This window comes from Mesorhizobium sp. 128a (assembly GCF_053848025.1).
In genome coordinates, this window is record NZ_JBSPKY010000032.1 from 19116 (window position 1) to 44446 (window position 25331).

At 57.9% G+C, this 25331-nt stretch carries 28 protein-coding genes; 13 read left to right on the forward strand and 15 right to left on the reverse strand.

Annotated elements, in window-relative coordinates; genetic code table 11:
• Positions 1 to 30 precede the first annotated feature (30 nt).
• On the forward strand, positions 31 to 3174 hold the full coding sequence (locus ACWTU9_RS30890) for a GAF domain-containing protein (RefSeq protein ID WP_455861618.1): 3144 nt from the start codon (positions 31 to 33) through the stop codon (positions 3172 to 3174).
• A 182-nt stretch (positions 3175 to 3356) separates the two neighbouring features.
• Here ACWTU9_RS30890 and ACWTU9_RS30895 read toward each other — a convergent pair whose 3' ends face one another.
• Positions 3357 to 4913 (reverse strand): FAD-dependent oxidoreductase, encoded by a 1557-nt coding sequence (locus tag ACWTU9_RS30895; RefSeq protein WP_455861619.1) that lies wholly within the window; start codon positions 4911 to 4913, stop codon positions 3357 to 3359.
• 9 nt (positions 4914 to 4922) lie between these two features.
• Positions 4923 to 5429 carry a YciE/YciF ferroxidase family protein gene (locus ACWTU9_RS30900; RefSeq protein ID WP_455861620.1) on the reverse strand — a complete coding sequence of 169 codons (507 nt, stop codon included), beginning with the start codon at positions 5427 to 5429 and terminating at the stop codon, positions 4923 to 4925.
• 318 nt (positions 5430 to 5747) lie between these two features.
• Here ACWTU9_RS30900 and ACWTU9_RS30905 point away from each other — a divergent pair, with 318 nt between their 5' ends.
• The 3 genes from ACWTU9_RS30905 (at position 5748) to ACWTU9_RS30915 (ending at position 6790) form a co-directional block, all read left to right on the forward strand.
• Entirely contained in the window at positions 5748 to 5996 is a 249-nt protein-coding gene (locus ACWTU9_RS30905) for a hypothetical protein (protein WP_455861621.1), read from the forward strand.
• Positions 5993 to 6184: a hypothetical protein gene (locus tag ACWTU9_RS30910; RefSeq protein WP_455861622.1), complete on the forward strand. Its 192-nt coding sequence runs from the start codon at positions 5993 to 5995 to the stop codon at positions 6182 to 6184. The genes ACWTU9_RS30905 and ACWTU9_RS30910 overlap by 4 nt, the downstream gene beginning before the upstream one ends.
• A 375-nt stretch (positions 6185 to 6559) precedes the next feature.
• The gene (locus ACWTU9_RS30915) at positions 6560 to 6790 is read left to right on the forward strand and encodes a hypothetical protein (RefSeq protein ID WP_455861623.1); all 231 of its coding nucleotides are present in this window, start codon (positions 6560 to 6562) and stop codon (positions 6788 to 6790) included.
• 249 nt (positions 6791 to 7039) lie between these two features.
• Here the strand turns inward: ACWTU9_RS30915 and ACWTU9_RS30920 are convergent, their stop codons facing one another.
• The 3 genes from ACWTU9_RS30920 to ACWTU9_RS30930 form a co-directional block, all read right to left on the reverse strand.
• A complete protein-coding gene (locus tag ACWTU9_RS30920; protein ID WP_455861624.1) occupies positions 7040 to 8047 on the reverse strand; it encodes a hypothetical protein in 1008 nt (335 codons plus the stop codon).
• Positions 8028 to 8360, reverse strand: a complete 333-nt coding sequence (locus tag ACWTU9_RS30925) for a DUF768 domain-containing protein (RefSeq protein ID WP_455861625.1) — start codon at positions 8358 to 8360, stop codon at positions 8028 to 8030. The genes ACWTU9_RS30920 and ACWTU9_RS30925 overlap by 20 nt, the downstream gene beginning before the upstream one ends.
• Positions 8361 to 8634: 274 nt before the next feature.
• A complete protein-coding gene (locus tag ACWTU9_RS30930) occupies positions 8635 to 8871 on the reverse strand; it encodes a hypothetical protein (protein ID WP_454589194.1) in 237 nt (78 codons plus the stop codon).
• Positions 8872 to 9404: 533 nt separating this feature from the next.
• Between ACWTU9_RS30930 and ACWTU9_RS30935 the strand changes: the two genes are divergently transcribed.
• Positions 9405 to 9629, forward strand: coding sequence for a hypothetical protein (locus tag ACWTU9_RS30935; protein ID WP_454589195.1), 225 nt, complete (start codon positions 9405 to 9407; stop codon positions 9627 to 9629).
• Positions 9630 to 9757: 128 nt separating this feature from the next.
• Entirely contained in the window at positions 9758 to 9985 is a 228-nt protein-coding gene (locus ACWTU9_RS30940) for a hypothetical protein (RefSeq protein WP_455861626.1), read from the forward strand.
• A gap of 21 nt (positions 9986 to 10006) precedes the next feature.
• Here the strand turns inward: ACWTU9_RS30940 and ACWTU9_RS30945 are convergent, their stop codons facing one another.
• The 3 genes from ACWTU9_RS30945 to ACWTU9_RS30955 all read right to left on the reverse strand — a co-directional run bounded on the left by ACWTU9_RS30945 (position 10007) and on the right by ACWTU9_RS30955 (position 11373).
• On the reverse strand, positions 10007 to 10168 hold the full coding sequence (locus ACWTU9_RS30945) for a hypothetical protein (protein ID WP_454589197.1): 162 nt from the start codon (positions 10166 to 10168) through the stop codon (positions 10007 to 10009).
• A gap of 36 nt (positions 10169 to 10204) precedes the next feature.
• Positions 10205 to 10582, reverse strand: a complete 378-nt coding sequence (locus tag ACWTU9_RS30950) for a response regulator (protein WP_455861627.1) — start codon at positions 10580 to 10582, stop codon at positions 10205 to 10207.
• 395 nt (positions 10583 to 10977) lie between these two features.
• Positions 10978 to 11373 (reverse strand): hypothetical protein, encoded by a 396-nt coding sequence (locus tag ACWTU9_RS30955; RefSeq protein ID WP_455861628.1) that lies wholly within the window; start codon positions 11371 to 11373, stop codon positions 10978 to 10980.
• 810 nt (positions 11374 to 12183) lie between these two features.
• Between ACWTU9_RS30955 and ACWTU9_RS30960 the strand changes: the two genes are divergently transcribed.
• The 4 genes from ACWTU9_RS30960 to ACWTU9_RS30975 all read left to right on the forward strand — a co-directional run bounded on the left by ACWTU9_RS30960 (position 12184) and on the right by ACWTU9_RS30975 (position 15951).
• A complete protein-coding gene (locus ACWTU9_RS30960) occupies positions 12184 to 12456 on the forward strand; it encodes a hypothetical protein (protein WP_455861629.1) in 273 nt (90 codons plus the stop codon).
• Positions 12457 to 12681: 225 nt separating this feature from the next.
• On the forward strand, positions 12682 to 13554 hold the full coding sequence (locus ACWTU9_RS30965) for an alpha/beta fold hydrolase (RefSeq protein ID WP_455861630.1): 873 nt from the start codon (positions 12682 to 12684) through the stop codon (positions 13552 to 13554).
• 103 nt (positions 13555 to 13657) lie between these two features.
• Complete coding sequence (locus tag ACWTU9_RS30970) at positions 13658 to 15448, forward strand: PAS domain S-box protein (RefSeq protein WP_455861631.1); 1791 nt, start codon at positions 13658 to 13660, stop codon at positions 15446 to 15448.
• Positions 15449 to 15606: 158 nt separating this feature from the next.
• Positions 15607 to 15951, forward strand: a complete 345-nt coding sequence (locus tag ACWTU9_RS30975; protein WP_455861632.1) for a hypothetical protein — start codon at positions 15607 to 15609, stop codon at positions 15949 to 15951.
• Between the two features lie 77 nt (positions 15952 to 16028).
• On the opposite strand, the gene ACWTU9_RS30980 is transcribed toward ACWTU9_RS30975, so the two are convergent.
• Both ACWTU9_RS30980 and ACWTU9_RS30985 read right to left on the reverse strand, forming a co-directional pair.
• Entirely contained in the window at positions 16029 to 18053 is a 2025-nt protein-coding gene (locus tag ACWTU9_RS30980) for a sensor histidine kinase (protein ID WP_455861633.1), read from the reverse strand.
• A gap of 319 nt (positions 18054 to 18372) precedes the next feature.
• Positions 18373 to 18861 (reverse strand): DUF427 domain-containing protein, encoded by a 489-nt coding sequence (locus ACWTU9_RS30985; protein ID WP_455861634.1) that lies wholly within the window; start codon positions 18859 to 18861, stop codon positions 18373 to 18375.
• 587 nt (positions 18862 to 19448) lie between these two features.
• Between ACWTU9_RS30985 and ACWTU9_RS30990 the strand changes: the two genes are divergently transcribed.
• On the forward strand, positions 19449 to 20120 hold the full coding sequence (locus ACWTU9_RS30990; protein ID WP_455861635.1) for a hypothetical protein: 672 nt from the start codon (positions 19449 to 19451) through the stop codon (positions 20118 to 20120).
• 209 nt (positions 20121 to 20329) lie between these two features.
• Here the strand turns inward: ACWTU9_RS30990 and ACWTU9_RS30995 are convergent, their stop codons facing one another.
• The 3 genes from ACWTU9_RS30995 to ACWTU9_RS31005 form a co-directional block, all read right to left on the reverse strand.
• Positions 20330 to 20743 (reverse strand): DUF768 domain-containing protein, encoded by a 414-nt coding sequence (locus ACWTU9_RS30995; protein WP_455861636.1) that lies wholly within the window; start codon positions 20741 to 20743, stop codon positions 20330 to 20332.
• Between the two features lie 55 nt (positions 20744 to 20798).
• The gene (locus ACWTU9_RS31000) at positions 20799 to 21527 is read right to left on the reverse strand and encodes a Crp/Fnr family transcriptional regulator (protein WP_455861637.1); all 729 of its coding nucleotides are present in this window, start codon (positions 21525 to 21527) and stop codon (positions 20799 to 20801) included.
• Positions 21528 to 21600: 73 nt separating this feature from the next.
• The gene (locus tag ACWTU9_RS31005; protein ID WP_455861638.1) at positions 21601 to 21831 is read right to left on the reverse strand and encodes a DUF6894 family protein; all 231 of its coding nucleotides are present in this window, start codon (positions 21829 to 21831) and stop codon (positions 21601 to 21603) included.
• 280 nt (positions 21832 to 22111) lie between these two features.
• Between ACWTU9_RS31005 and ACWTU9_RS31010 the strand changes: the two genes are divergently transcribed.
• Entirely contained in the window at positions 22112 to 22306 is a 195-nt protein-coding gene (locus tag ACWTU9_RS31010) for a hypothetical protein (protein WP_455861639.1), read from the forward strand.
• Positions 22299 to 22517, forward strand: a complete 219-nt coding sequence (locus ACWTU9_RS31015; protein ID WP_454589210.1) for a hypothetical protein — start codon at positions 22299 to 22301, stop codon at positions 22515 to 22517. Before ACWTU9_RS31010 ends, ACWTU9_RS31015 begins: the two co-directional genes overlap by 8 nt.
• A gap of 757 nt (positions 22518 to 23274) precedes the next feature.
• On the opposite strand, the gene ACWTU9_RS31020 is transcribed toward ACWTU9_RS31015, so the two are convergent.
• Both ACWTU9_RS31020 and ACWTU9_RS31025 read right to left on the reverse strand, forming a co-directional pair.
• Positions 23275 to 23568 carry a hypothetical protein gene (locus ACWTU9_RS31020; RefSeq protein WP_455861640.1) on the reverse strand — a complete coding sequence of 98 codons (294 nt, stop codon included), beginning with the start codon at positions 23566 to 23568 and terminating at the stop codon, positions 23275 to 23277.
• Positions 23569 to 23790: a DUF768 domain-containing protein gene (locus ACWTU9_RS31025; RefSeq protein WP_455861641.1), complete on the reverse strand. Its 222-nt coding sequence runs from the start codon at positions 23788 to 23790 to the stop codon at positions 23569 to 23571.
• Positions 23791 to 25331: the final 1541 nt, after the last annotated feature.

Here is a 25331-nt window from a genome sequence, read left to right on the forward strand (position 1 = left end):
CATTGAGTGCGCTCCACGGTGGGGGAAGCAATGGGGGCTACCGCACATCAACCGGGGCAGTTGCGCCTGGAACTTCTGGCGGCGCTGGGCGATCGTATCCGGGAGATCGAAGATCCTGCGGAGTTGGCTTATGCCGCCGCCGAATTGCTGGGACGCCACCTCGACGTCAGCCGTGCCGGCTATGGGATGATCAACCTCGAAGCGGAAACCATCTCGATCGATCGGGACTGGAATGCCCCTGGCATCAAAAGCCTGGCCGGAACGCTGCAGTTTCGGGACTACGGATCGTATATCGAAGACCTGAAACGCGGCGAGGTCGTCATCTTTGAGGATGCCCAGACTGATCCGCGGACCCGCGATCGCGCTTGGGCTCTCCAAGCGATAAACGCTCGCTCTGTCATCAATATGCCGATTTCCGAGCATGGCGAGGTGGTCGCCCTGCTTTACCTGAACAACGCCGCTCCCAGGCATTGGACCGAGGACGAAATAGCCCTCATTTTTGAGGTGGCCGAGCGCACACGCACCGCGACAGAGCGGCTGCGGGCGGAGCGAGCGCTGCGGGAGAGTTCGCAACGACTGGTGTTTCTGGATAGTCTGGGCAAAGAAATCGCGCTCGCGAAAGATGCCGATGCTGTGATGGCGATCACGACCAGGCGGCTCGGGGAGCACCTTGGGGTTGCCATCTGTGCCTATGCCGACATGGAGGGCGATCAAGACCATTTTACGATCCGGGGCGACTGGACTGCGCCAGGGTCGCGGAGCATCGTCGGGTACTACAGCCTTGCAGATTTCGGCAAGCTCGCGGTCAACAATCTCGGTGCGAACAGACCGCTCATCATCAACAACAACCTGTTGGAGATTGACCCGGCAGAAGCCAAGACGTTCCAGGATATCGGGATAACGGCCACGATCTGCATGCCGTTGGTCAAGCAGGGGCGGCTCGCTGCCTTGATGGCGATTCATGACAAGGAACCGCGTGTCTGGTCCGACCGCGAACTGGCTCTGCTGACGGAGGTAACTGAACGCTCATGGGCCCATATTGAACGGGTCCGTTCCGAAGAGGCTGCCAGGATATCGGAGGAGCGGCTGAGGCTTGCGACAGACGCGGCCGCAATCGGTATCTGGGATTACGATCCCGTGTCTGGCACGCTACGCTGGGACGACCGATGCAAGGCGCTTTTCGGCTTGCCGCCGGAGGCGAGTGTTTCCTACGAAGAGACCTTTCTGGCCGGCCTTCATCCGGAAGACCGCGAGCGCGCTGACAATGCCGTACGCCAGGCGCTTAAGCCGGGAGGCGCGTCGCGTTATGATATCGAATATCGCACGATCGGACTGCAGGACGCAAAGGAGCGATGGATTGCTGCCACCGGCGATGCGCTCTTTGACAATGGACGCGCGGTTCGCTTTGTCGGCACGGTAATCGACATAACGTCACGGAAGCGCGTTCAACGCCAGCTTCAGGTCATAAACGCCACAGCGGCCACCGTCGCGGCCGAACTGGACGTAGGCGTTATCGTCCAGACCGTGACGGATGTGGGGGTCGAACTCACAGGAGCGCAGTTCGGCGCATTCTTCTACAATGTCATGGATGAAAGCAGCGACAGCTACATGCTCTACGCGCTATCTGGCGCACCGAGATCGGCCTTCGAGAATTTTCCGATGCCGCGCAACACGGCGGTCTTCGAGCCGACGTTCCGCGGCACAGGCGTCGTCCGTTCCGACGATATCCTGCAGGATCCACGATATGGAAAAAATACCCCAAGGAAGGGAATGCCTGAGGGCCACCTTCCCGTGCGGTCCTATCTGGCCGTACCGGTCACCTCCCGCTCGGGCGAAGTGTTGGGCGGGCTCTTCTTCGGACATTCCGACACCGGCGTGTTCGGTGCCGAACACGAGGCCGCCATTCTCGGTCTGGCCGGGCATGCGGCCACGGCAATCGACAATTCCCGCCTCTTCAAGGCTCTGCAGACCCTCAGTTCGACGCTTGAACAGCGGGTCGTTGAAGCCGTTGCCGAGCGGGCTAAGGCGGAAGAACACCTACGCCAGTCCCAGAAGATGGAAGCGGTCGGTCAGCTTACGGGCGGAATTGCCCATGACTTCAACAATATGCTTGCCGTCATCATCGGCGGCTTGAACCTGGTGCAGCGCAAGCTCAGGAGCGGCGACACAAACGTCAACATGTTCGTCGAAGGAGCCATTGAGGGGGCGCAGCGTGCGGCCGAACTGACCAAGCGCCTCCTCGCCTTTTCTCGTCAGCAACCTCTCGCCCCCAAGATTATGAACCCGAACCGGCTGGTCTCGGAAATGAGTGAATTGCTGGGTCGCACGCTCGGCGAAACCATACAGATCGAGACTGTCCTTGCTGCTGGCCTCTGGCAGGTCGAAGTTGACGCCGGACAATTGGAGAGCACCTTGCTCAACCTTTGCGTCAACGCCCGCGATGCCATGCCGGCTGGGGGCAAATTGACGATCGAGACGTCCAATGCTCATGTTGATGAGCGGTTCGCGAGGGAAAATGGCATCCCTGCCGGATACTATGTCCTCTTGTCGGTCACCGACACGGGTATCGGTATGTCCAAAGAAGTCATCGCAAGAGCTTTTGATCCGTTCTTCACTACCAAGTCCGTCGGCAAGGGCACCGGTCTTGGGTTAAGCCAAGTCTACGGCTTCGTTCGTCAGTCCGGCGGCAGCGTCAGGATTTATTCCGAACAAGGTGTGGGGACCACGCTGAAAATCTATTTGCCCCGCTCGCATAAAAGCGAGCCCGAACTTCAAGCCGCAATACCAGCTAGTGAAAACACAGGCAGCGCCGCCGAAATCATCATGGTCGTTGAAGATGAGGACCGCGTCAGGTCGATGGCAGTCGAGGCGCTTCGAAACCTTGGGTATTCCGTTCTTGAAATGCGCGGCCCGCAGGAAGCTTTGGCGGCGCTGGAAGGCGGCACGGTGCCATCCCTTCTTTTTACCGACGTGGTGATGCCGGAAATGTCTGGACGCGAACTGGCAGATAAGGTGAAGGTGGTCCAACCATCGCTTAAAGTACTCTACACCACGGGGTACACGCGCAGTGCGATCGTCCACAATGGAACCCTTGATTTTGGAACGGAACTTCTGACCAAGCCCTACACCATCGACGAACTGGCCGAAAAAATCCGCAAGGTTTTAGATAAATAGAAAATCGGAAAACCTGCAAGGGCAGCTTTATGGGCCTCGGTAGTCGATTATGCCCGATGCGAGGCGTGACGAGGCCATCATCCTTGAAGTGGAAGGTGTTGACCAGACGCTCGAGATTGTTGCTCGAGGCCAACGCTAACCGGTGACCTTCTCGACCATGTGCTTCCCCCTTACGACCGGCATCACACTTGCCTTGCCCCCGCCTTGTCGACCAACGCTAGGGGAAGCACCGCCGGCCCGTTGAGGACTGTGCCATCCAGAGCAAAATGTGAGCCATGGCATGAGCAATCCCAGCACTGCTCGGTAGAATTCCAGGCGACTTCGCATCCCGAGTGGGTGCAGGTGGCCGAATGAAGATGGAGCTTTCCGTGGAGATCGCGACAGGCGGCAATCTTGCGAACGCCGTCGCGAAGGATCCCGCCTTGGCCCGGTTCAAGCTCACCCGTTGACTTCACATCGCCGGATAGTCCGTAGCCGGCGAGATTTTTGACAGCCGACAGATTTTCCCGAACATAATTGATCACACCCGAGGGCGTCTTTCGCGATGGCTCATAAACCGCTGCCCACGGGTTTGGCTTATCGGAAATCAGATCCTTCAGGAGCAGGCCGGAAAGCGCGCCATGCGTCATGCCCTGTCCGGAGTCGCCGGTGACCACATAGAGAGACCTGCTGCCGGGGTTGAGGCCGATGAAGGCGCAATAATCGATCGTGTCGAGAACCTGCCCGGACCAGCGGGCCACCTCTTTGCCTAGGGTTGGAACGAGGGAACGTATCCATGCCTCAATCGCCTCAAAGCGGATGTCGCCATCATCGGCTTCGCCGGATTTGTGATCGGCGCCACCGGCGATAAGATAATCTACGGAGCCCGGACCTGGATTCATCCGTACGTAATGATAGGGGTCGCCGGTGTCCCAGAACAGCGCATCCGGGAGATGGCCGCGCGGCAGGGTCAATGCCATCGCATAAGTGCGATAGGGGGACATTTTGGTGTGAAGTTGCAAGCCAGCGTTGATTGGCGAATTCGTGGCGACCACCGCCGATGCCGCTTCGATCACACCGCCATTCTCCGTCGAGACCCGCACGCCGCCCTCCCGCAATTCCTCGACGGAGATCACGGGGCTGTTGGCAAACATGCGGCCGCCTTTGTCGCGGATCGCCGTGGCTAGGCCACGGAGATAGCGAAGCGGGTGGAAGGTGGCCTGGTTGGGATAACGGAGTACAGGCGCCGTTTCGAAACCCTTCAGAGGCACGCCCGTCACCAACTCGGCAGCCGCTCTCACCTTTCGCGCCGCATCGAATTCCTGCTTGCGCTGATCCCGGGCTTCTTTCGGCCCGAGCCCCATCGCGGGAAAAAGAAAGGCATCCAGCCGTCGAAAATTGCAATCGATCGCCAGCTCTTCGACATTCTGCTGGATGCGCGCGACGGCAGCTTCCTGGCTTTCCTGGAAAAGCCCAGCGGTCTCTTCGCCACGCAGGTTGATCAGCGCGCTCAGGCCGTCATCGCAAATCGGCGCCAGATGCGCTGTCGTCCGCGATGTCATACCGCCGGCGATCGGACCGCGATCGATAACGATCACCTTCTGCCCAATACTGGCAAGCTCGTACGCGACCGACAGCCCGGCGATCCCGGATCCAATAATCACAGTATCGCAGCTCTGTTTTCCCAAGAATTTCGGCGCATCAGGATAGACGTCGATCTTCATCCAGAGCGATCGGGTTTGTTCACCACGCGCGTTCATCTAAAAACCTTAGCCAGCGGCCTTCGCGTTGACCTTTCGCTCAGCTATCCCGGTCAGCTTCTTGTCGGTTGCTTTTTCCTCATTGAGTGTCGTGGTGAGAAGCCGGGCGACGGCCTCCTTTCCGCTCTCCTGCGCCCAGGCGATAAGAGTTCCGTAGCGAGTGATTTCATAATGTTCGACGGCCTGCGCCGCGGTGATCAAGGCGGCGTCGAGCACCTTCTTCTCGGCAACCTCGCCGGCGATCTCGTTGGCTTCCTTGATGATGCCATCGATCGCCGGGCAGGTCGTTCCCTTCGGCTTTTCGCCGATCAACTCGAAGGCCTGCTCAAGACGTTGGACGTGTTTTTCCGTCTCATCGAGGTGCGCTTTGAAAGCCGCCGTCAGATCTCGGTTGGTTGCCTTTTCGACCATGTCGGGGAGCGCCTTCAGGATTTGCTGCTCCGCATAATAGATGTCCTGCAGAACGTGCAGGAACAAATCGTCCATAGTCTTGATGTCCTTCGTAAACAGGCCCATGGCGCGCTCCCCAATTGGATTGCTGAAAGATCTGAGCAGAACGCGTAGCGTGACCGTCCGTTCCGGCCGCCGGCGGCTTGATGACTGCCCAGCTTGACCGCCGCTGGACTGCCCACGCCACAGGAACGAATGTCGTCTTCTTTCGTTGCGGCTTGTCGCGCCGATGTCCGGCTCGCCTTATCGAGGGAAGTCTCCGCGCGCAGGCGCGAGATTGTAAAGGCAATGACCACCATGCGTGGCTGCCAGCGGTGTGGCCCAGCAGCATTTCGCAAATCCGCCCATGACTGGCGGCGCCCGTATGTCTGCTTATAAAGCGACATGAAAACGACAGCGACGTATGATTCGGCGGCAGGGACTTTCACGCTCGTGAAAGACCAATGGCGAGGGACGTTCCCGATTGCCGATCTGCCAGAATGGATCGCCTTCTATCGCCAGCAACAGCTGAGGTACCCGGATCATGCAGCATCGTATGCAAGCGACGTAGAAGCGCTCGAAGCCCTTGCCGCCAATCTCCGCGAGTTTGGCAGTCAGGAACAAGCAGGGGCCGCCGAAGTTGAGAGCGGATGAAAAGCTATGTGGTTGAAGAGATGGCCGGCGATGCACCGGTTTGGCAATGCACTGTCATAGCCAACTCGCCGTGGGAGGCCGCGACAGTCGGGGCCAAGAGGGAAGTCAAGGCTCGCCGTGACGAAGCGCAATGGGTGCGCGTCACCGACGAGAAAAATCGTACAGTGTCTAAGTACGCGTTCAGGTGAACCCAGTGGATACTGACCGGCGTTCACCATGCCCGTTGCCGGCTGGCGGCGCCGGCGTAGCGGGGCTGGCCGGTGGTCGTCAATTTGCGCCGGCACCTTGAGAAGAAGAGATGCGAGCGGTCGGCTCTAACAGGCGGTGAAAGCCATTCAGCCAAGCCGTCTTGTAAAATCCATCAGCCTTGGGTGATCGAGTGAAACCGATCAAGCTCACCGACGGCGTAGCGCAGACTGCGCGGGAGCGCGCGACCAACGGGACACATATGCGAACAGGGCGCAAGAAAGAAGCGGGCCGGGCCTTCGCGAAGGGAGCCGTCGCACTATTTCTGTTTCGAGCGTCGTGGTGACGTCGAACGCTTTTTTGTGAAGGCACAACCAATGGCCAAAAAACCGAACCACGAGATCCTTCCGGCCGTCAGGGGGGTTACGATCGATCTAGACAACAAGGACAGCCCAAGCGCTTGTCTTGTTGGCCTGCTAACCGAGGACGGCACCAAATCCTTTGTGCTCAGCCGGCAAGGCGCCAATACGCTGATGGTGGCGCTGCACACCTTCCTCGATCGCGTCGACGGCGGTGTGTCGAGAACGCCCACCAAGCGCGCGCACTAAACGCCGAGTTGGGCCCTGAAATTCTGCACGAGTCCGTCAATCTCGGATACGTTTTGTGCATGGCGTCGGCCGCGCGGAGGAAGTCGCTTCGAATCTGGTCCAGGTGTTCTTCTAAGCGCATCAACTGGGGACGATTGGGCCGGACGAACGATGAGGAAGCCACATTCGCGATGAACTGACCTTCGCGCAGGTTGGCTCGGTGGCTTGAGGCCTGCAAGCCGTTTTGTTAGCAACTGAACCGCAACGGAGTCATTCAGCGGGGGTCAGGCCCTTAAGGACATAGTTTTCGCGTGCGACCTGGCCATGACGTATTACCCGCTTTACTGACCCAACCATCGTCGCATCGACCCCGACGAGCTCTCTGTTCCATCGCTCAAGATCAGCCGCTGTCCGAGCCGGATCGACCCTTCCTTTCAGAGCCTCCCCCGCGATCGCGCAAAATTCAAATTGATGGGCACCTGGAAGAACTCCCGAAAGCCGCCCTTTGAGAGTTACTTGGTCCTCTTCGATAGAGGTCCCACTCGCCCTCTCGGCGCCGCGCGCAACGGACTGGCTTCCTAGTTGGTATTCATTCTCTCCAGCCACCATCCGCAAAGTCGCTCCGTGCTGGCGCATTAGCTCGAAGAACAAACGCATGGTCGCTAATATCCGTTGGTCCGCTTCTACAACCGTGGCTTGGAAGCGCTCCTCGTCCGCCTGCCCCAAAACGTCAAGTAGCTTGGAAGCTTCCTCGACAGCGTCTTTGAGATTGGTGTCCGATAACCGATCGTGATCCCGAACTTCTTCCAAGAGGAATCCGAACGAGCCCGTTACGACGTTTGTAATATGCATCGCAGCTGCGGCCTTGTTCACAACAGCGCCTTTCCCACCTAGGCCCGAGGTGTTTTTAGCAAGGACTCTTGCGACGAGGTCTTGAAAGGTCGCAACAGCGCCTGCGCCGAACTCTGCCTCAACGCGCCTGGATCCAGAGACCGGGTCGCCGCCAAAAAGCAATGCCACCGACGCGTGTGTCTCTGCCAGCACTTTACCTTCCGCAGCTATCTCAGCGTCAAGTTCTTGGAGCGGCGATTCCAGCCTAAGCCGTGTCAGCACATCGGCTTCCGTAGTGCGATCTAGCAAGGCGGCAACGGCCGCTCGATCGGCCTTAGAGTGGTCTCGTGTGCCGGCCAGCCCTTGCAAGGGGCGTTTTCTCAGCCTCCTCGCTCGTGCTTCGTCAGTATCAACTGGTGTCGAGGTCTTAAGTTCGCGCGAATCCACCTGTATCCCCCGCCAATCTCTGCATCACCAATGCATTCAGCCTCGGCCCCCGTGACGAGGTGCTTTTGGGCTCCCTCCAAAGGTGGAAAAATCTAACCGCTCGCTTGCTCATTCCGGGCACAATCGCATCGACCAAGACGCGGTCCAGGCTCGACACCGCCTCGTCGTTCTCAGAGCGCTTGATGCCGACCCGGCTGGCGTCTGCAATGACCTTGTGGGTAAGCTCGTCCACCGAAACGCGATCAGCCGTGGCCATCTCGGGGATGTTGTTTGGGATCCACTTGTCCAGGAAATTGACGCAGCGTGTGCTCATGGAGGCTTAAGCTCAGTCGCGAAACTAGGTTCCTGTAGCCTTTTGATTTAGGTGGTTCACACATGTGATTGCCGGCGCTGAAGACGAGCATACGGTCGCCAGGTCGTCCGCACCCAATCGAGGCAAACGGACGCTTGGGAGCGGGCACCAAGCTTTCGCCCTAGCGGGAGAGAAGCCACGTCAGCCTCCCACTGAGGTGGCATTAGGAGATGCGGCAAAGCGCGGTTGCCGCCATCTGGGCGTCGATCTGGATTGCAGCTTCAGTTTTTGCCAGTCATTCAGGCGCCCGCTCGGCGGACTCCAAAGACGAGGTGTCGATCTCCGCTTCCATCGTGTCGCGGACGGGCTTCAGTGCGCCGCCGATGGGCTCACCATCGAACCCCTGCAGCCAAGCGTCAGCGAACTCCTGCCAGTATTCAGGCACCGTGCGCTCCTTGCCGTCCTTGTTCGCCTGAACGCCATACATCCAGGCATAGGTGACGCGCTCCTGGTCCTTCTTGGCAACGGCCATTATTCTTCCTCCCCGAAATCCTGCAACGAAGCGTGGCGCAAATCCTCCTCGCCGCGCAAGTGCTTTACGCGCCCGATGCCCCCCGCTTTATCCAATGAGTCGCCGGTCTCTTCATGCCCTTGGAAGCGGGGCGTGGTCTTGGACGAGCAGCCATAGCCGCTCAGCCGCCTACAAGGATGTGAACCGGCTGATCAAATCATCTTCATGGAAAAGCACAGCCTGTCGCGGGAAGCGGCCGAAGTCCTGCTGCGAAGCAACGGGCCATCACGGTCTCGTTGCGACCACGCGGTAGCTGCTTATGTCCAATTTCAACGCCTGCGGCAGGCGAGGCTAAACTACCCGCGCCGTTATCGATGGAAGCCCATACCTGAGGGCGGTTCCTGGCGGCTCCGGCAAAATCCCTACCGTCTGCGCTGGCGGCTCCGGCACCCCCCTACCCAAGGCCTGTGTCGCTAACGTGGATTCCCGAAATGCTTTTGGCTCGGAACAAATCTTCCTGTGGCGAAGTTGATTTTGAAGTGGCGGAGACTTCCATGCCGAAATACGAGATCGACGAAATGAGAGACGGCGAGTCTGTCTCGCATCATACCAGCGAGGGGGAAACGCCCTCTCTAGCATTGGGGAACGTCGTTGCCGGACCGTTTGTGGTCAGAACGACAGAGCAACATTGGTTCCGGGTCGTCGACGAGGCGCAGTCCCGCGTCTTCCACTACGCGACGATAGCCGAAATGGCACCGCCGCCGAGGATCAAATCCTAAAGCGACCCTCATTTGGTGTTGCGCGCAATGCGCATGAGTATAACTTAGCGAAGTCGCCTCGATCCAGCACGGCACGAGGCGCTTGGAAGCGGTCACCATGCTTTCGCCCGTCCTGGGAGAGAAAGCACGTGAACAAGCCCGCATCTGTTTCAGCCAATGCCTATGACTTCCTGACGATCACCAATGTGGTGCGGGAAATGCGCGATATGTATCCGGCCAGCTTGGCTCCAAAATTGGTGGCTGAAGTCTTCAACGACCTGCATCCCGGCCAAATCTGCCCAGCCGATCTGATCGACGCCGTGCTGAAGGCAGCGGAACGCCAAAGCCATCGGGACAAGCTGGACAGTGCTCAATGATACTTGAACGGGGGAGGCCTCTCAGGCCTTTTTCATGATCCGAGCCTCTCGCGCGATCGAGGCATAGTTGTAGCCGACCAGGGAAATTATGTCTCGTACTTGGGCCTCGGTGATCCCCAGCTCGCGCGCATATTTCCGAACGATTTCGGCTTTTGGATCCAATGGTTTGGGCTCGTCGGTCATCAGCGTTTCCGATCTTTCGGAACACTCAAGACCCCCTTAAGTTCCCTTTTTGCGCGAAAAGGCCGATTGCGGCAGCATGCGATTGACCATGTCGACGAGGTCAGGGGTGCCGCCAGGTTTCTTGACCACCGTGCCCTGCAGGAAGACCTCGTCGATCTCGTCGGTAAGTAATGCAGTGTGGACGATGAATGGTACGCCGTGTACCGCGAGCTTTGTAGCGACCTCCGTACATTCGCCGTCGGTGAGGCGCACGTCGAGCACGGCGATGTCGGGGCAATAGTCGGAGAGGAACTCGGAAGCCTCTTTGCAAGACGTCGCAATGAAGATTGCAAACCCAGCTTCGACCAGCTCGAACTCCAGATCCAGGGCGATCATTGGTTCGTCTTCGACGATCAGAACGACGGGCCTTTTCATGGAAAAGACGGGCCTCCCCGATACCTGCTGCGTCAGCGCCTAGGGACTGACGGCGCTCCTGTCAAACACATATGAGATAGGGACGCATTGCACTTTCAGGCAAGTGTCTTCGCGCCCTGCCGACTGCTATTTTAGCACCTGGTTATATGTTCATTGCCCGGGGGGCACTTGAAGCGGTATCGCGTTGAAGAGATTGAATTCGATGAGGTCGTCTCGACACAGACGATCGAAGCCAACACGCCGTTCGAAGCAGCGGCTCGCGCCAGTCGCCGAACGGTCACCTTGCGAAGGGGAGAGGCAGCCTGGATCAGGTGACGCAAAACTGAGCTACCCCAAGGCCGCGACAGTCGCCGACCTACCGAATATGAGTATCACGGGCTTGGGAAGCGGGCACTCTAATGCGAAAGCTTCATTTTGCGCGTGGACTTCAGAAGCGTGTGCGCAGCTGGCGACAGTAATGCCTGGAAAGCGAGCCTCTGTTCCCTCAATCGGAAGGTCTTCGCCTCTCTTGAAATACGCTCGGCATCCATGATGTGCCGGGACTCCCGATCGGCCCGGTCAAGTCTATCCTTGTCGAAAAAACGCCGCTTCAATTGCTTCGGTTTTCCACCGAGGATGGCGACAATCAATTCCGGGTCGGCGCCGTTCGAGCCAGTTATGGCGCCCACCAGATCCTCAACAGCGTAAACCCATCTATGTTCAGGCAAGCCCTCGCTCACCATCTGTCGAAAACAATCCTTTATTATTGAAAACTCGAAGGCGGAAATTTGGTCGTCCATTCGCTGAGCCATCGAAAGCTCCCGTTTTGGGGCGGGAGCACAATGGAACTCTCAAGCGCCAGAGCCCTGTTCAATATCTAGCGATGTCTGCAACAATAGAGCAGGGTGGCAGCCTGTCGCCCACATTTGTTAGGTCGAAGGTAACTAGCGTGCAAAAACGACGGCCCGCGCCACTGGTGAGGGAAACGCGGGCCGTCCGACTGTCTTGCGGACCAGTCGACAGCGGGAGGAGTATGACGTCGAACCGCTGCCTCACATCAACCTACGGATCTCCCCCCTGTTCCGCGACGCCAACAAATATCCAAATCTACAAAATGCCCGCCTGTCCGAGCCCTCATGGAGTCATCGCACTGAACGGGCCAGTGCAACAAATGAATTGCTTCGGCGTCGAGATGTTCAAGGCAACCGGCAAATATGTCTCGTGCGGGCATATGAAGGAGGCCCGCACCGCTGGCGTTGCGATGCGGGCCGGCCAAGAGGAATTCCCTTGGCCGCGGCGAGGGGTTGCTGCAGCGAAAAAACCAGCGGTTGAATATCAGGTTCCAGAGCGCATAAAAAAGCCTGCCGAGTTTGGAGTACCCGGCAGGCTTTTCGGGAGTGTCGGAGGGTTGTTCATCCGCGCCCCCAACCCTCAATGCCGCACGTCGCGTCAGGTCCCGTGAGCCATGAAAAAAGCCCGCCCGCCGGAGCGAGCGGACCTCAGTAGACGCGATGTGTGACGCCCTTAACCCTCGGTCTTCATGCGCGAGTACTGGGGAAAGAGTCAGACATATTTTTTGTCTTTCCATTGGAATTTTTTTCAGCCCATCGCGTTAGGACAGCGTGGCGGAACGGGATTTAGAAATGCAGGGGTTCGATAGGCTTGAAGCCCTTATCGATTCAGGGGAAACGCAGTTCGCCTTGTCAGAGGCTCGATCTTTGAAGCATCAGATCGCGCCCTCGTCGTCGGTGATTGCAGGCGCCTTTGACGACTTCCTGGTCGACCTGATGACGTTGGCCTTTGTCGCAGAGGGGTTCAACAGTCAGTTAACTGAGGCAGTTCGCAAGCTCGCTCGCCGAAGGCTGTCCAGGATCAGGATGCTGACGATGAATTGAAAATGGCTCTAAGGCGCAACGATCGCCGCCGGATCAAGCCGAGCGCCCTGCTCAGCCAAACGGCGTGATGATCGTCGCAATAGACTTCGGGACGATCTGGAGCGAGCAAGCGTGCGCGGGCTGCATCTCATGTGCGTGGCTTGGTTGGCCTATCGCCTGCAGTCAGAACCATTACAGGTCTCGAGAGTTTCCTTCTCGGTTTAGGTCTCCTTTGAGGACTCGTAGATGTTCGAACATTTCGTCCTTGAGAGAGTTGAAACTGAACGCGGGCCGATCAGGGTACGGCATGGAGGTTCTGGGCCGCCACTACTTCTCATCCATGGACATCCCCGATCACACATGACTTGGGGGCGGATTGCGGACTTGCTATCCGCAGACTTTCGCGTCGTATGTCCCGACCTTCCGGGATTCGGCCGCTCCTACCAACCGGTAGACGATCCGAACAGTAGGTTTTCATCGAAGCGGGAGAAGTCCCTTGCGCTGGTGGAACTGATGGAACGGCTGGGCCATCACGGCTTTTTCGTCGCGGGGCATGATCGTGGCAGTCTAGTCGCCTTCAGAATGGCAATGGATCATTCCACGGTGGTGCGAAAGCTGATTGTTGTGGACGGGCTGCCCGTTCTTGAGCATCTGGAACGTACTGACTGGCAATTCGCCCGCGACTGGTTCCACTGGTTCTTCTTCGCGCAGCCCGAGAAACCAGAACGGGCCATACTGGCCGACCCTATGGCCTGGTACGGCACCCTGCGACCGGAGCTCATGGGACGCGAGGCCTATGACGATTTGATGTCGCTCCTTCATGATCCCGATGTAGTCCATGGCATGGTTGAGGACTATCGTGCTGGCATAAAGATTGACCATCATCATGACAGCGAGGATCGAGCGGCTGGTCGAAAGGTCCGCTGTCCAATGCTCTGCCTCTGGTCGCTCGACGACGACCTCGAGCAGATCTACGGGGACCCAGTAGCAATTTGGAAGCGCTGGGCCGGGGAAGTACGCGGCTACGGAATCAAGAGCGGGCACCACATCGCCGAAGAAAATCCCGCCGCTCTCGCAGCGGCCTTAAGGGATTTTTGTAGTCAGTCCAGACTGGCTTAGGATCCGCGGCGCCGTTTTGGGCAGGCTCAAGTCCACTCCGGTGATCCATGGAACGAATTTACCCGTCCTCCGTTTGCAGAGGTTTAGCTGAAAAGGGATTGGGATGAGCGAACGACCGCTGAGCAACGTTGTCGCCTTTGAGGATTGTGAAACTTCTGAGAACGGCCGGGACTTTGATTATAGGGATTTCTTTGAGAACGGTGCCGTTGCCCTCCATCTGGTCAGCGCGGATGGTATCATTCTGCACGCCAACAAGGCGGAACTCGATCTGATTGGCTACCCGGCGGAGGAATATGTCGGCCGCCACATTGCCGAGTTCTATCCTGATGCGGAGGTGATCGAAGATATTTTGGACCGCCTCATCAGCGGGGAAAATATTGCTAGGTATCCGGCGCGGTTGAGAGCTTTCGACGGGTCGATCAAGAGCGTCGAAATCACGTCAAGTGGCAATTTCCGCGATGGCAAACTGATCAACACCAGATGCTTCACCGTCGATGTAACCGACCTGGAGCGAACCCGCCGCGAGTTGAGGCACAAGGACCATGCCTATCATCAGATTTTGGATGCGCTTCCAGTCGCCGTCTATACCACCGACCCACATGGGACGATCACCTATTACAATCGCGCCGCTGCGGACCTTGCAGGCCGGGAGCCCGAAATCGGCAAGGACAAATGGTGCGTCACATTCAAGCTGTTTACGCCCGACGGCAACGAACTGCCGCATGACGAATGCCCGATGGCGATTGCGCTTAAAGAGAACCGGCCGGTCCACAACCAGCGGGCGATAGCTCAACGACCAGACGGGTCCTTCTTCCCTTTCCAGCCCTATCCAACTCCTATACGAGACGAGACGGGCAATCTCACTGGCGCGGTCAACATGCTGCTTGACCTTACCGACCGTCAGCGCGCCGAGGAGGTCCGCCATCATCTGTCAGCGATCGTGGAATCCTCGTTCGACGCAATCGTCAGCAAGGATCTGAACACGATCATCACGAGTTGGAATCACGGTGCCGAACGGCTGTTCGGCTACAACGCCGAGGAGGCCATCGGGCGATCCGTGACGATGTTAATCCCGGATGACCTTCAGGACGAGGAACCCCGTATCATTGAACGCATCCGCCGCGGCGAACGGGTCGAGAGCTTCGAAACAGTTAGGAAGCGAAAGGATGGTAGCCTCTTCCCAATATCGCTGACGATATCGCCTGTGCGCAACGCGGCCGGTCAGATCATCGGTGCGTCGAAGATCGCCCGAGATATCACCTCAGCGAAAGAGAGCGAGCATCGCATTCGGATGCTGATGCGCGAGGTCAATCATCGGGTCAAAAACCAATATTCCGTGATTCTCTCGATGATCAGGGAGACCAACAAACGAGCCGAAAATCCAGCAATGTTCGAACGGCAGGTTCGTGAGAGGATCATGGCTCTGTCACGCTCGCACGATTTGCTTGTTACGGGCGACTGGAAGGGCGTCACCGTTTTCGAACTTCTGCTGTCGCAGGCCAAACCATTTGGCGATGAGGGCCGAATTTCCATGTCTGGACCCTCCGTTATTCTTAATCCCAATGCGGTACAGTATCTCGGGATCGCGTTTCACGAACTGGCCACCAATTCAGCCAAATACGGGGTGCTGTCGGGAGATGATGGAGCGATTTCGGTCAGATGGGACCTCTTGGGGTCGGGCACTCAGCGGATGTTCCAGCTTACCTGGAAGGAAACAGATGGCCCAAGGGTCCAGGCCATTGGTCAGGGTGGGTTTGGAACTGTGGTGCTGAAGCGGGTTGCTCCCGAAGCGGTTGGGGGCAAAGGTAATCTCGATTATGGCGAGCATGGAATCGTGTGGACGTTGGAAGCACCACTATCTGCGGTGGAGGCCTCAATTGCCGCCGAGGGTTAAGAATGGGAAGGCTCCGTAGACCGTCACCGCTTCCGCCCAGGCGTAGAGGGGGCTCGGTGTAAATTGCTGCGGCCTGCGGTCCAACTTGACGTCGAGTATTTGCGGCGAGGTAGCCCGTCAACGCCGTTGCCTGTGGAATGATGATGGATCCGGTCTGCGTGACGCTGATCGTGCCTGTGGAATCCGTCACGGATGCCACGGGCAGATTCTTGGTAAAATCTCCGCCTTGCGATCCGGATATCGCGCGAGGGATTCCAAGGGCAACTCGCATTGGCTTCTCATGGACCGAGAAGAATTCGCTTGCGCGCGCGGCGGTCGTGGGGGCAGCCGGAAACGTCGTTGCCTTGCCGACCGCCGGCAAGCTGATCGTTATCCGGCCAACGCCTGAGTTGGCCGATGTCGTCTTTCTCGCTTACGGCGACGAAACGGTGAATGCAAGGGCGAGAGGCCGGCTAGAAACGACAGCGTTTCGCGAGGTAGGAAGCGCGCATATTCGACGTTAAGCCTCGCTGGAGATTAGCGCATTCTCCTTTTCACACAACTAACCGCTATGGCGGCGATAACGAATAGACGCGGGGTCCTATTCTGTCGGGCGGCGCCCAGACATGCTCACGCGAAAAACGCAAAGCAACCCCGACGGCTCGTAGCTCAGCACCACGCCGCCGATCCGCTCGTTCTCGAAGACCCGTGTCAGCAATCGAGTGCCGAAACCCTCGCGCACCACCGGTCCTACAGGTGGTCCGCCTGTTTCACGCCATTCAAGCTTCAGCATTGGCCCCTGCTCACTATCCACGGTCTCCCAGCTTATCCGGACCGTACCGGTCGAGTTCGACAGGGCACCATATTTGATGGCGTTGGTAGCAAGCTCGTGAAGTGCCAGCGCGAATGAAAGGGCGATGTTGGGTTCAAGCCAGACAGCCTCTCCACCGATATGAAAGCGATCAAGCGAGGCGTGAGGCTGGACCGAGTTAACAATTAGATCGGCGAGATCGGCACCGCTCCAGTCCTTGCGCGTTAGGACGTCATGCGCCTTTGCCAGCGCGATCAATCGACTTGTTAGGGTCTTTCCTGCCGCCGGCAGATCAGCGGCATTGCGGATAGTCTGCGTGGCAATCGACTGCACCACCGCCAGCGTGTTTTTGACCCGGTGATTAAGTTCATTGACCAACAGCTGGCGTTGCTCCTCACCACGCTTCCGCTCCGAGATATCCAAGCTGATCTGCACGGCTCCAATAATCGAGCCGCCGGGGCTGAGGATGGGACGGGCACTGGTAAGCAAATGACGCTGCATACCGGACGGAAGCGTGTACGTGAATTCCTGATTGTCGATCGTTTCGCCACGCATGGCCCGACTCAAAGGGCGATCTTCCCGGGAAATTGTGCGACCCTCCTTGACCGCCACGGTGTCGATGACGAGATCGGGTGTGCCGAAGGATCTGCGGGTCTCGTTCGTGGGCAGCCCCATCAGCTCGGCTGCAAATCGATTTCGGATCACCTGCCGCGCTTGAGGATCGTAAGTGAACCAGACCGCCGCAGGCACCGTTTCCAACACGGTCTCCAGCTCTCTCGTCCGCTCCGCGATGGCTTTTTCGGCTTTGACCATCGCCTTTGAAATAGTCGCGAACTCTGCAACGGTCGTGGACATCGGCTCGACCTTTCTCCCGGCGCCGAGGGCATCGGCTCGGCCCGCGAGATCGATCGTAGCCTCGGTCAGCCGCTTCCCAACGATGTAGGCAAGTGCGAGAGAAATCAGCAACGCGGCAATGCCGATCCCGCCGATTGCCTCAAGCGAGCGCCACAGAGGTGCCTGCACATCTGAAAGCGGCACATTGGCTGTATAAAACCAGCCCGAATATGCCGACCGGTAATAACCGGCAAGGAGTGTCGTGCCAAAAAAGTTGCGAGACTTAAAACTGCCAGAAGAGCCGACGATCTTTTGCACATACTCAGGCAATCCTGGCTTGCCTGTCATCTCATCGTGTTGTTTGGAACGCGCAACGTAATGGCGCCGGCGATCACCCACACCTACCGTCCAGCCGTCCGGGACCGCCGCCAGCATGACATCACGGATGCGGGCCGTCGGCACAGAAATCGAGAGCAGCCACTCCTTGCCGTTCGGTCCCAACACCCGTCTTGCCACCTCTACGCGATACCCATCGGAATTCTGGTTTGCGAACACATCGCTTACCAAGACGCCGACGGACTTGAGCCGCTCATGGTCCTGCCGCGCAATCGGCTTGACCGGTGGCAAATATCCGCCGACAGCAACTTTGGTGTTTGCGAGTTGATTGCCTTCGGTATCTCGCAATGAAACAATCGCGCTGGTGCTCTGAACGAGGCGGCTCGCCTGATCGTGGAACGCCTTCAGATCGCCATTTGCGATAGCGGCCGATTTTGACAGGCCGTCGATAATCGTCTGGAGATTGACAAGTTCCGCTTCGACCACAAGGGAAACCTGTCGCGCGGTCTGCAGCGCATCCTGTTCGAAGCGGCGTTGTTCATGCAGAGCATACTCTACCAGAAGGTATGCCGCGAACAGCCAGACGGGCAGGACGGCAGCCGCGATGAGACCAAGCAGATGAGCTCGAGCTGATCGACGAGGCACTTCCCCTTCCCCCTATTGGCAAGCCGAACATAGACCCCGATGCCTAAACGTAAAGATTTAGATGTTGCGAATGAAGGTTCTGCTTCGAAACGTGCATATGCCGGGCCAGCCAGGCATCAATGGCCAGACCGCGTAAACGCCACCGGCCTCGGCCGATGGGCGTAATCGCCGCCTAATGATCTCGGGGACTTGGTGCACTGCGTTTCCGTTGGCTCTCCGGGCAGAGAGTTCCTCCAGACGGAAAGCCGCTACTCTGAGCGGGAGTAGCGGCCTGAACGGGCCTCACGCATCGATCAGCAACGGGTCCTTTCAGGCCGGTTTACTCGAGAACGTGCGGTGTATGACGCTTGTCCTGCGCGGGCTCGGCGTCGATTCGCGACTTTTGGGCATCGAATGCACCGTGGCCTGCAATGGCCAGTGCGCTTACCTCCGGAGTTTCAAACGCCCACATGAAATCGTCCGCCGCGCTCCCGACAGCATGTACTCGCCAAAAGGCTGCGGTCCCCTTGAGCGGGAAATTTTTCACAGTGTTGGTCTTCTCGAGCAGATCAAAGTAGATGTCCTCGAATGGTACGTAGAAAACCGGCTCCTTACCATCCTCCTTAAGCACTTTTGCTCGGTCCGTTGCGGCGACAATCGCATCGGAAAAACGCACAGTCACGGTTCCGACAAACGGTTCAATGATGAAATGTTGGCGATGGTCCGAGGACGCAGCGGTAGGTTCCATTTCAATCTCCTGGCTATCCTGCCGTTCTTGGTTGAGGCGCGTGGAAACGAAATGCGCGGCGAACGGGTCGGGTTCCACCATCAAAAATCATAGGTGGCAAAGTTGTACGGCACCTGCACGCCGACTGATCGCGGATGCATCGGATCGCGCCGACGTCGCCATTGGTGTGCGGCACCTCTGACGGCCTAATTGACCTGATGACGCTGGCGTTCGTTGCCGAGTGGCAGCGAGGCAGCTCGCAAGCTGGCTCGCCGAAGGCTGTCCAAGTTTAGGATGCTGACGATGAACTGACGGGTAGTAAGCGCCACCCGCGCGGAGGGAGATGGGCACCCCTACTCGCCCCGTTGATCACAATGGAACGCAGTCGACTTCGCAGCGTTCAGCGAGTGCCGCATGCACCTAATCCAGATGCTGCTTCCCCGAGCCGACAACGGCGTTCGATCGGGTCAAGGAGGAGCTGGCGAGCCGATTTAAGGCGTACGATCTTAAGGCGCCTGCAGAGGGCCTGTGGCGGCAAGACGCGGAATCCGACTGGCGCGACCGCCGCGCGGAACTCGAACGAAGATTTCGGCAGGACAAGGTTATCCGCTATTGCAACCAAAACATCACGAACACGTTGTCTGACGTCCGCAATCAGGAGGAGGATGCCGTGAACGGAATAATCTATCTTGTTGGCCTCGTCGTGGTCGTTTTGTTCATTCTATCATTTTTTGGACTTCGGTAAGATCATGGCCAAAATAGACCCAACGGAAAGCGTTGCAGTGAGCCCAAAAGTGGCGCCATCGTCCTATCTTGAATGGGGAGGCATATTTGGCGGAAGCGTCATCGCTTGCGCCATTTCGGTGGTTCTGTTGCAATTTGGGTCAAGCGCTGGTTTGGCGCTGGGTTCTCCAACTCTTCCTAACGGTGGCGCCTCTTGGAATGTGCTGGTGGCAGGGCTTTGGGTAGTGATCGTCGCCATAGCAAGTTCCGCAGCCGGTGGTTACGTAGCTGGACGAATGCGCACGCGCTGGGGCGATAGCAACGAAAGTGAAAGCGAATTCCGCGATGGCATACACGGTATCGCAGTCTGGGCTCTAGCGACCCTCGGAGCAGCGTTTTTCTTGGCGATGATTGGCGCCCACGGCGCGGCCGCCGTGGTCAATCCCGCTGACGCGCAACTCAACGAAAGCATGGTGCGCCTTTCGGCCCACATAACTGCCATATTTAGTTTCGCGACTGCTGCCGGCTCCGCGTTGGGCGCTGCGGCAGCATGGTTTGCAGCAATCACCGGTGGCGAACACCGCGATGAAGGAACCGCTTTTCACCACGTCGTACCGGTTTTATTTCGCAAGCGTTAGTGCGCGCACAATGCGCTCGTTCAGCCGGCTAAGCCAACCGTAGCGTTGAGAGAGTGCCAGCTTGTCGCAAGCGTATCCAAAACCGGCGACAGCTGGGGCGGGCTGCGCTCTAGTTCCATCGAAGCTACCTATGCGCGCGCCCGTTCGACCCTTTCACGCCATTCCTTCCCGATCGCGACGGCCAGGAGCGAACGCAGGTTTGGCTGCGCTTAGGGATCCTTCCCCAGTCGGCCTTCAAGTTCTTTCATAAAATGGGCTTCGTTCAGCAGCGATTCCCAATCGGTGCCAATACGCTCGATCAGATTGCTGGCCTGCTCCTTGGAGATGTTTGCTTCCTGGGATAACCGACCGGCCATGATGTCAAAAACGGCGAGTTCGGGTTCGGGCGAACTGCCATCCCGGTGAAGCATCGCCTCGAAGATAACCGCATAGACGCTGTCGACTTCGCCGTTGATCTCGGCGGCAGCGATGCCCTCACGCTTGGCTGCCTCGAACATTTCGTCGGCGAGGTCGCTCACAGCGACAGGATCGTCCGTTATTACGTTCGGCAGGTGCTCAGCCATCCATCGGTCAAAGAAGTTGATCCCGCGTGTGCTCATCTGCTCATAAGCGAACAGCCCCAACTAGGTTCCTTTCGCCTTTTGAATTGAGGGGATTTTCATAGGTGTGGACCGGCGGCTAGTCGTCGCCTCCGGCAGGCACGCGAATGTGCAAATAGCTCGGGTCGAACCCGGCGTAAGCTTTCAACCGGCCTACGTGCGGGATCACAATCTTGTTGTCCCGCAGGGTGACGAGGTTTTGTTTCCGAAGCTCCGCCAAACTCCGGTTGACGTGAACAAATGACAACCCCATCGTGTCCGCCAGTTCAACCTGTGTAACGGGCAGATCGAAATGGCCGTCGTCTGTCAGCCCGACCGCCTCTAAGCGAGCGTGGAGTTCGCAGAAGAGATGGGCAAGACCCTGGGCCGCGGGCCTTTGACCCATGTTCAGCAACCACTCCCGCAGGATGGCCTCATCGACCAGCGAGCACCACCAGAAGGCCCGCGCCAGAGCCGGTCGCGTCTCCGTCAGTTCCGCAACGGTGGCGGTGGGAAGGGTCGCAACCACGCACGGCGTAAGTGTTGCGATGCTATGGTCCATGCGCCGCAGAACGGCGACATGCAGGTCGCAAAAGTCCCCTGGAATTAAGTATGCAAACAGCTGACGCTTGCCCTCGAACGTGACCTTGTAGCGCGCAGCAAAGCCTTCGAGGATGACGTGAACGCGGTCCGGATTGTCGCCTTCTCGAATAATGTCGGTGTCGGTCCCGACTTCATAAGACGATTTGGTGACTGTCTCCAGCCACGCCCTGTCGGCGTCAGTCAGCGGCCCGAAGCCCATCAACTTGCGGACGAATGCGTTGGTCATCGCCGAGGTCCCTACGCCAAAGTTTAGCGCTCACGCTGCGCTCTGGCAAATCACGGAACGATCGTTCGAGCTGCTACAAGCCATGTCGGTCGACCGAGTAGCGGACACTAAAGACCACGGTCTCGGTTTCGTCGGTGACGACCATCTGCCAGGCCTCGCCGGCCCACGTCTGTTGGCCCGTGCTTAGCATCTCTCCGGAAGAGCGGATGGCTTCATTTCGCATGGCATTCAAGTCGATCAGTTCGACGCCCACTTCATCGACAAGGGCCTTGCCGTTCAAAACATGGAAGAAATAACGTGACATTCTCAGCTCCTCGACATTGGCGGGAGCACACTTTGTCTCGCTGTCTCGGCGGGCCTCGAAGAGTTGCCGATGATTGCCCATAGGCGCACGTTTTTTTAGCGGCGGCCACAACATATGTGAGGCGGCGGGCGAATGCACGCTAATTTAGCATCCCCCTAACATATGATCACGACCCGCACTGACATTGAGGATAGGACTCGATGGTCGTCCGCATCCATCGAGGCAAACGGACGCTTGAAAGTCAACTCAGGTGCTTTCGCCGTGCAAGGGAGGAAAGCAAATGGTTGAGTTTCAGCCGGATACCGGCTGCCCCGATTCCGTCGAGATTACAGAAAACCTAGGCGAGTGGTTCGTCCGTGTTGTGCGTAATGGCAAGGCGCATGTCAGCACGTTCGAAATCGAGTCCTATGCACGCGCGTTCGCAGAGGGTCAGCAATTGGGCTTGGGCCTGCCGAAGGAGAGCCGCGGTGGGTGACTTCAGCTATAACCAAAAGCCCCGCCACTCCAGCATTCCAGGTGAGATGCCCTACGAAGTCGCTGCCTTTGCCGAAAAGTACGGACTGACAGAGAGGGCTGCCGAGGTTCTTCTTTTTGTCAATGGACCGTCGAGGGTTGCTTGCGACGCTGCCGCCAACGCATTCCTGCAGGCGCTGGAGATGCGGAATAGACATTGGCGGCTGGACTAGCAATGCAGAGCTCTGGTCGAGAGCTATGTGTCGCCGAAGGGAAAACGGCCGGTCGACAGGCCGTCCTGAGAGGGACTACTCAACATTGTCTGCCCTGCTGACTTTCCGCATGAGCCGCTTGTCCACCCAGTCCTGAATTGGTCGGTCGGGGTTGCGAGTACGCCAAGCAGCCGGCGCAGCCGGATTTGAACCTACATGGACGCCAAATGTGTGAGCGACGGGAACGTCTTCTTGACCCCGTCGATTGTCACAGTAACCGGAATTAAAACCCCGCTCGGCATGGCCTTACCCCCGCGCTGCTAACCAAATCCCGCCTCCAAGGTGGGCCGAGACGGCCCTCCTAAGAAGGCGTGAGAAGGCGATAGGTTCCGTCGGGGGAAATAGGCCCCACCAGCGCGCGTTTCCGCCCCCTCTAGCGCGTCCGCGGCGTCCCGCGCTTACCCACCCCCAAAACCAATTGGGACGTCGGCTTTTTCTCAGCCTCTCAACGCTAATGCTTCGTCGGCAATAGATGGTGTCGTCGCATTAGGATAGCGTGAAGACGCCGGTATGCCTCGGTAATCTCTACGTCAGTAATGCCATCAGCCTCGGCCTCGCTCACGAGGTGCTTCGCCAGTTCATTGATCTCCGCCTGGCTATAGCTTTCGCCGTCGAGCAAGCTTTGTGCCTCCATCCAAAGGTGCAAAAATCTGGTTGCTCGCTCGCTCATTCCGGCATGCCCGCATGTGCTCATGGAGAACTAAGCTCGCTCGCGAAACTAGGTTCCTTTCGCCTTCGAATAGAGGCTCTTGCCCATGCCAGAGACCTTGTCGGCGTCTGGCGCATAGATCATGCCGACCTTCTTTGATCCGCACTTGTCGCACCGCAGTTTTGGCATGATGTCGTCTGCCATTGCGGGGGCATCCGGGCCCAGCTGGTCGCGCAGCATCGCGAGATCAAGCGTTTTGGAGTGATTGCATGCGTGGCAGTACGCTGTGACCTTCATCTTGGCGTCGATCTGCGTTTGATAGGTCCAGCCTTTTCCCATTTCGTCGGTATAGAGCAAGGCCACTCAGTCCGCCAAGCCGGCAACGTGGTGCACGATCGCATCGAGGATGGATTGGTAGACGCTGCTGACCTCTTTCTCGATTTCGACGCTGCTGATGCCGGCCGCCTTTGCGTCAGCGAACAATTGAGCCGTGAGTCCGCCGACAGAAATGACGTCGGCGCCGGCCGTCTCCGGTATCTTGCTGGAGATCCATTTATCGAGGAAGTTGATGCCGCGCGTGCTCATGGAAGTTTAAGCTCGGCCGCTGGACTAAGGTTCCTTCGCCCTTCTGATTTTGGGATGATTTAACGGAGATGGCGCTAATGGTGAATGGCTGCAGCCAATGACGTTCAATACTGCCAGATTTGTCAGTTCTTCGGCATTTGCGGTGGCACAAGTTGAACGTATGGCGTCGTCGGGTCCTTATCAGAGCGAATGCGGCTTGGGCTGGCTTCCCGTGTTCGCCGAGTGACCTAATGTATCGATAGAGCGATTTCATATCGCTCTCCTCCATCGCTCGAAGATTGTACCAGGGCATCGGTGGAGACGTTCTAATGCGCTTCAGCATCCCTACGAACCCACCCTCGGTCATTGCCGAAGCATCTATCCGAAGATTGGTCGCATAGGTCGTACCCCAAGGACCGCGCCAGCCGACCGAGCTGCCCATCAAAGCCTTTTCAGGATCAATCTTGCCTTCTGTTTCGCTGTAGCCTTCGGTATGGCAATCGTGACACCCGCAGGTGATGGATACCTTCAACCCTCGTCGACCGAGACTTCGCCTTGAGCGTAGGCTGCAATTGGCATCGTAAGGCCGGCTGATAGGAAAAACAGGCTTGTGACGCGCATCCTTCCCTCCCATGCGTTCCGCTAAGCATATAGGAGTTCGGCGCATCGTGCAGCCGCAGATATCGCCTAGCTGCCGCGTTCATCCAGTGGAACGGCACAGGCACGGTGACGCCACTAGGGCCATGACTTACGCGATCACGCCATTAGGCTAACGCGACCCGCAGTTCACAATACAAATACAAGCGGCCGATTCCTTAGGGATGTAGCCGCTCTCATCAAAGGTCCGTCGCGTGGGGGCACGCGACGGACTGCTGGTGGCGGGCGCCGCTGGGTGATACGGTGGGGCGGGCTTGTCCGTCATTGGCTTGCCTTGCGCGATAGGTGTTCGACGTGGTGCGGCTTGGTGCTGGCGAGCAGGATGCGTTGGTGCGCCGCCGCCGGCTATCGTAAGAGTTTCTCATACCAAATGGTATTTGCGCTGCGGCTAATATACGCACATGATTAGCGGCCGGAAGGGACTCCGGCATGGCCCGGCTGCCGTGTGCCCCAACAGCAACCCCGCTCGCTCGGCAGTCGGGCCGCCTGCCTACTTCGCCGCTTTGTCGGCGATGATATTGTGAGGCAACAAAGGGAGAGGGCTATGAGCAAGCATTGTGGTCGGCCTTGGCGTGGCACTATCGGGAATACTTTTGAACACCATGGTAACCGAGTCAAAAGCTTTTAAGAGTTTTCAAGGCAAAGAGTGCAGACCTGATTACAAACGGCTTTGCCCAATGACGCCAATCGGCAAATGTGATCTTCAAAGCATGATCGATCAGCTATCCCCGGCGTGCAAAGCGTTCGTTGAGAAGCACAAATAGGGGTCAATCCTCCTGCGAAAATCCTGCAGCGTAGCGTGGCGCAAATCCTCCTCGCCGTGCAAGTGCTTTACACGCAGCGTCAAGACTTGAGCTGTGTATAGTAACCGCCCGTTCACCATGCGTTGCGATCCCGTTTGCGCC

Coding starts and splice junctions, on each gene's coding strand:
- ACWTU9_RS30890 (WP_455861618.1), top strand. CDS start 31: ATGGGGGCTACCGCACATCAACCGGGGCAGTTGCGCCTGGAACTTCTG.
- ACWTU9_RS30895 (WP_455861619.1), bottom strand. CDS start 4,913: ATGAACGCGCGTGGTGAACAAACCCGATCGCTCTGGATGAAGATCGAC.
- ACWTU9_RS30900 (WP_455861620.1), bottom strand. CDS start 5,429: ATGGGCCTGTTTACGAAGGACATCAAGACTATGGACGATTTGTTCCTG.
- ACWTU9_RS30905 (WP_455861621.1), top strand. CDS start 5,748: ATGAAAACGACAGCGACGTATGATTCGGCGGCAGGGACTTTCACGCTC.
- ACWTU9_RS30910 (WP_455861622.1), top strand. CDS start 5,993: ATGAAAAGCTATGTGGTTGAAGAGATGGCCGGCGATGCACCGGTTTGG.
- ACWTU9_RS30915 (WP_455861623.1), top strand. CDS start 6,560: ATGGCCAAAAAACCGAACCACGAGATCCTTCCGGCCGTCAGGGGGGTT.
- ACWTU9_RS30925 (WP_455861625.1), bottom strand. CDS start 8,360: ATGAGCACACGCTGCGTCAATTTCCTGGACAAGTGGATCCCAAACAAC.
- ACWTU9_RS30930 (WP_454589194.1), bottom strand. CDS start 8,871: ATGGCCGTTGCCAAGAAGGACCAGGAGCGCGTCACCTATGCCTGGATG.
- ACWTU9_RS30935 (WP_454589195.1), top strand. CDS start 9,405: ATGCCGAAATACGAGATCGACGAAATGAGAGACGGCGAGTCTGTCTCG.
- ACWTU9_RS30945 (WP_454589197.1), bottom strand. CDS start 10,168: ATGACCGACGAGCCCAAACCATTGGATCCAAAAGCCGAAATCGTTCGG.
- ACWTU9_RS30950 (WP_455861627.1), bottom strand. CDS start 10,582: ATGAAAAGGCCCGTCGTTCTGATCGTCGAAGACGAACCAATGATCGCC.
- ACWTU9_RS30955 (WP_455861628.1), bottom strand. CDS start 11,373: ATGGCTCAGCGAATGGACGACCAAATTTCCGCCTTCGAGTTTTCAATA.
- ACWTU9_RS30965 (WP_455861630.1), top strand. CDS start 12,682: ATGTTCGAACATTTCGTCCTTGAGAGAGTTGAAACTGAACGCGGGCCG.
- ACWTU9_RS30970 (WP_455861631.1), top strand. CDS start 13,658: ATGAGCGAACGACCGCTGAGCAACGTTGTCGCCTTTGAGGATTGTGAA.
- ACWTU9_RS30985 (WP_455861634.1), bottom strand. CDS start 18,861: ATGGTGGAACCCGACCCGTTCGCCGCGCATTTCGTTTCCACGCGCCTC.
- ACWTU9_RS31000 (WP_455861637.1), bottom strand. CDS start 21,527: ATGACCAACGCATTCGTCCGCAAGTTGATGGGCTTCGGGCCGCTGACT.
- ACWTU9_RS31005 (WP_455861638.1), bottom strand. CDS start 21,831: ATGTCACGTTATTTCTTCCATGTTTTGAACGGCAAGGCCCTTGTCGAT.
- ACWTU9_RS31010 (WP_455861639.1), top strand. CDS start 22,112: ATGGTTGAGTTTCAGCCGGATACCGGCTGCCCCGATTCCGTCGAGATT.
- ACWTU9_RS31025 (WP_455861641.1), bottom strand. CDS start 23,790: ATGAGCACGCGCGGCATCAACTTCCTCGATAAATGGATCTCCAGCAAG.